4 protein-coding genes are annotated in these 3,474 nt (G+C 76.0%); all 4 read right to left on the bottom strand.

What is annotated here, in order from left to right; all coding sequences use genetic code 11:
- The coding region (locus ACTUAL_RS20180; protein WP_440901345.1) for a dihydrodipicolinate synthase family protein at positions 1-853 on the bottom strand (853 nt) is incomplete at its 3' end.
- Complete coding sequence (locus tag ACTUAL_RS20175; protein WP_440901344.1) at positions 850-2,253, bottom strand: NAD(P)/FAD-dependent oxidoreductase; 1,404 nt, start codon at positions 2,251-2,253, stop codon at positions 850-852. The genes ACTUAL_RS20180 and ACTUAL_RS20175, both read right to left, overlap by 4 nt.
- Positions 2,246-2,503, bottom strand: a complete 258-nt coding sequence (locus tag ACTUAL_RS20170; protein ID WP_096495710.1) for a (2Fe-2S)-binding protein — start codon at positions 2,501-2,503, stop codon at positions 2,246-2,248. Before ACTUAL_RS20170 ends, ACTUAL_RS20175 begins: the two co-directional genes overlap by 8 nt.
- Positions 2,500-3,474: NAD(P)/FAD-dependent oxidoreductase (locus ACTUAL_RS20165; protein WP_440901343.1), on the bottom strand; the 975-nt coding region annotated here is incomplete at its 5' end. The genes ACTUAL_RS20165 and ACTUAL_RS20170, both read right to left, overlap by 4 nt.

Raw genomic sequence — 3,474 nt, 5'->3', positions numbered from 1 at the left:
CGGCGGTCAGCGGGCCGCGCGGCGGGCGGCACGGGCCTCCGTACCGGCCGACCTCCTCCATGCCCTGCTTGATGGCCTGCACGAACTCGGTGCGCGAGTCCCAGCGGAACACGGCGACGAGGTGCCTGTACAGCTCCCTGGCCTCGGCGAGGCGCCCGGCGAGCATGTGCTCGTAGATCGCGACGGACTCGGCCGGGAAGGCGTTGGGGAAGCCCGCGAACCAGCCGACGGCGCCGTCGGCCATCAGCTCGAACAGCACGTCGTCGGCGCCCGCGACCACGTCGATGTCGCACAGCTCGGCGATCTCGAAGAGCCTGCGGACGTCGCCGCTGAACTCCTTGATGGCGCTCACGTTCGGCAGCTTCGCGAGCTCGGCGACCAGCTCGGGCACCAGGTCGACCTTGGTGTCGATCGGGTTGTTGTAGACCATGATCGGCAGGCCGACCTCGTCGATCTTGGTGTAGTGCTCGACGACCTGCTCGGCGGTGGCCCGGTACATGGTGGGCGGCAGGGCGAGCACGCCGTGGGCGCCGTCCTCGGCGGCCAGCTCGGCCCAGTGCTTGGCCTGGTGCCAGCCGGGGCCGTGCACGCCCGCGACGACCACGCCCCGGTCGCCGACGGTGTCGACGGCGACCTGGACGACCTTGCGGCGCTCGGCGTCGGTGAGGGCCGAGTACTCGCCGAGGGAGCCGTTGGGGCCGACGCCGTGGCAGCCGTTGGACATCAGCCAGTCGCAGTGCTCGGCGAAGCGGTCGTAGTCGACCTCCAGACCGGCGGGCGCGGAGGGGTTCTCCTTGAACGGCAGGGCGGTGGCGACGATGACCCCGCGCAGGGAAGCCGGTGCGGAACTCATGGGACGTCCTCTCGGTTGCAGGTGCGGCCGTGCTCGGCGAGCTCGCCGAGGCGAAGCGGTGCGGCGATGGGGCGGTTGGCGGTGCGGCCGGGGTCCAGGACCCCGGTGAGCAGCTCCTCGACGGCCCGGCCGCAGGTGCGGCCCTGGCACAGGCCGAGGCCTGCCCTGGTGGTGAGCTTGAGGGAGCGCAGGCCCTGGGAGCAGGTCAGCTCGGCGGCGCTGCGCAGCCCCCCTGCGGTGACGTCCTCGCAGCGGCAGACGACGGTGCCGTCGTCCACCCAGGAGCGCCAGCCGGGGCGGACGCCGTGGGCGGCGGTGAGGCGGGTGGCGAACTCGCGGAAGACCGCGCGGCGCTTCACGTCGCGGGCGTCGGGCTCGGCCCCGGCGGCGACGGCCCCGGCGATCCGGCCCTCGGCGAGCGCGAGGTCGACGCCGCCGATGCCGGTCAGCTCGCCCGCCGTGAGCACGCCGGGGACGGTGGTGCGCTGCCGGTCGTCGACCTGGACCGAGCCGTCCCCGGTGAGGGCGCAGCCGGTGGAGATGGCGAGTTCGGTGCGGGGGACGAAGGCGTGGCTGACGCAGACCGCGTCGACCTCGATCCGGCGCTCGGTGCCGGGGATCGGCGACCAGTCCGGGTTCAGCCTGGCGACGGTGACGGCCTCGACGCGGTCCGCGCCGTGGGCGGCGATGACGGCCGAGCCGGTGCGGTAGGGGACGCGGTTGGCGGCGAGCACGCGCAGGTAGCCGACCAGCTCGGCGGCCTTGTGGCCCGCCCTCGCCAGCCGCCACGGCTTGGTTGCCCAGCCCCTGGCCAGGCGCTTCGCGCCCGCCGCCTCCACGACGCCGACGACCTGGGCGCCGACGCGGACCAGGCTGGCCGCGGCGGTGAGCAGGAAGGGGCCTGCGCCCGCGACCAGCACGCGGCGGCCGACCGCGACCCGCTCGCCCTTGGCGAGGGCCTGCGCGGCGCCCGCCGTGAAGACGCCGGGCAGGTCCCAGCCGGGGAACGGGAGGGTGCGCTCCTGCGCGCCGGTGGCCAGGACGAGGGCGTCCGGGTCGAAGGTGCGCGGGGTGCGGTCGCCGCCGTCGGGCGGGCCGACGAGGGCGTGCACGAGCGGGGGGCGGCCGTCGCGGCGGTCGACGGACCAGACGTGCGCGGTGGTGACGACCTCGCAGCCGGGGTCGTCGACGAGCGCGGCGCGCAGGTCCAGGAAGCGCTGCCAGCCGTGGTGCCACTCGCGCTCGTCGGGGTCGCTGCGCTGGGCGGGCAGGTGCCGCCAGTACTGGCCGCCGAGGTCGTCGCCGGACTCCAGCAGGGTCACGGTCGCGCCGCTCCGGCGGGCGGCGTGCGCGGCGGCCATCCCGGCGGGGCCGCCGCCGACCACGAGGACGTCAGGCACGGTCGTCCTCCTGGGTGCGGACGCGGTCGCCGTCGGCGGCGCGGCGCTGGCAGGCGCGCACGTCGCGCAGGTCGTTGACGGTGACGACGCAGTCGAAGCAGGTGCCGATGCCGCAGAACACGCCGCGCGGGCGGCCCGCGCGGGTGCGGCGCCAGGAGGTGCGGCCGGTGGCGAGGAGGGCGGCGGCGATGCTCTGCCCCGCCACCGCCTCGACGGGCTGGCCGTCGACCTCGATGCGGATCTTGCTCATCGGTCGGTCCCCTCCAGGTGCGGGAGCAGGGTCGGTCGGTCGAGCCGGAACTGCGCGGCCAGCTCGTCGCGCGTCCCGTGCAGCAGGTCGTCGCGCAGGATCTCGGCGGTGGCCAGGCTGAGCCCGATGCCCGCGCCCTCGTGGCCGGTGGCGTGCCACAGGCCGGGCAGGCGGTGGTCGGGGCCGATGACGGGCAGGTGGTCGGGCACGAACGGGCGGAAGCCGCCGTAGGCGCGCATGACCTGGACGTCGGCCAGGAACGGGAACAGCAGCAGGGCCTTGGCAGCGAGCGCGGAGAGCACGCGGGCCTCGATGCGCTCGTCGAAGCCGCGGCGCTCGCGGGAGGAGCCGATGAGGACGGTGCCCGCGGCGGTCGACTCGACCACGCTGGACACCTGGAGGTCGGCGGCGCCGGAGCCGACCGCGCCCACGTAGTCGGCGTCGTAGACCTTGTGCCACACGCGCTGCGGCATCCGGGAGGTGACCAGGACGGTGCCCCGGCGGGGCGCGACCGGGAGGCGCACCCCGAGCCGCTCGGCGACCGCGCCGGACCAGGGGCCCGCGGCGAGCACGACGGCGTCGGCGGTGATCGCGCCTTCGGCGGTGGCGACCCCGACGAGCCTGCCCTTGTCCAGCACGGGCCCGGTGACCTCGACGCCCTGCCGGACCCCGGCGCCGTGGCGGCGGGCGGCGGCGAGCAGCGCCTCGGTGGCGGTGACGGGCTGGACCTGCATGTCGTCGGGGTAGAAGACGGCGGCGGCGCGGTCCGGGGTGAGGTCGGGTTCGAGCTCGCGGACGCGGTCGTCGTCAACGGCCTCGGCGGTGACGCCCGCGGCGCGCTGGGCGGCGGCGAACCCGCGCAGCGCGGTGGCGCCCGCGTCGGTGGTGGCGACGACGAGGCCGCCCTTGCGCTCCAGTTCGAGGTCCGGGAAGCCAGCGGGCAGCTCGTCGCGCAGCTCGTCCTCGACGCG

Source organism: Actinosynnema sp., from assembly GCF_052038725.1.
The sequence above is the reverse complement of the archived record's forward strand: the minus strand, read 5'-3'. Positions and strand labels throughout refer to the sequence as shown.

Bases quoted from the DNA above. Each gene is read 5' to 3' on its own strand.
- ACTUAL_RS20170 (WP_096495710.1), bottom strand. From the start codon at position 2,503: ATGAGCAAGATCCGCATCGAGGTCGACGGCCAGCCCGTCGAGGCGGTG.